Raw genomic sequence first — 478 nt, 5'->3', positions numbered from 1 at the left:
ATCCAGTTTTCAAGGAACAAATGCCGTCACTGTCATCAACAGCGACAAAGATTATCTTACCACACTCGCCTACCCTTTTCAAGAGGTAAGTTTTTGGTGGAGCCAAGCGGGATCGAACCGCTGACCTCCTGCTTGCAAGGCAGGCGCTCTCCCAGCTGAGCTATGGCCCCATGCTATAGTATGAAGTTAACTGGTGGGCCCTAGTGGACTCGAACCACCGACCTCACCCTTATCAGGGGTGCGCTCTAACCAGCTGAGCTAAGGGCCCATAATAATCGTATGCATAATTAGTTTCATAAGAAAAGCCCACCCTTGGTGGGCTTGCTTGGCGACGTCCTACTCTCCCGGGACCCTGCGGTCCAAGTACCATCGGCGCTGGAAGGCTTAACGGTCGTGTTCGGGATGGGTACGCGTGGTTCCCTTCCGCCATCATCACCAAACGAATTACTTATGAAGGAAAGGCATTGCACCTTTCAAA

At 52.1% G+C, this 478-nt stretch carries 2 tRNA genes and 1 rRNA gene; all 3 read right to left on the bottom strand.

Annotated features, from left to right (window positions below):
• Positions 1-94 precede the first annotated feature (94 nt).
• A tRNA-Ala gene (locus ET33_RS33640) sits at positions 95-170 on the bottom strand.
• Positions 171-191: 21 nt separating this feature from the next.
• A tRNA-Ile gene (locus tag ET33_RS33635) sits at positions 192-268 on the bottom strand.
• Between the two features lie 55 nt (positions 269-323).
• Positions 324-440 (bottom strand): 5S ribosomal RNA (gene rrf, locus ET33_RS33630).
• Between the last annotated feature and the right edge of the window lie 38 nt (positions 441-478).

Origin of the sequence: Paenibacillus tyrphae (assembly GCF_000722545.1) — a bacterium.
Taxonomy (GTDB): domain Bacteria; phylum Bacillota; class Bacilli; order Paenibacillales; family NBRC-103111; genus Paenibacillus_G; species Paenibacillus_G tyrfis.
The sequence above is the reverse complement of the archived record's forward strand: the minus strand, read 5'-3'. Positions and strand labels throughout refer to the sequence as shown.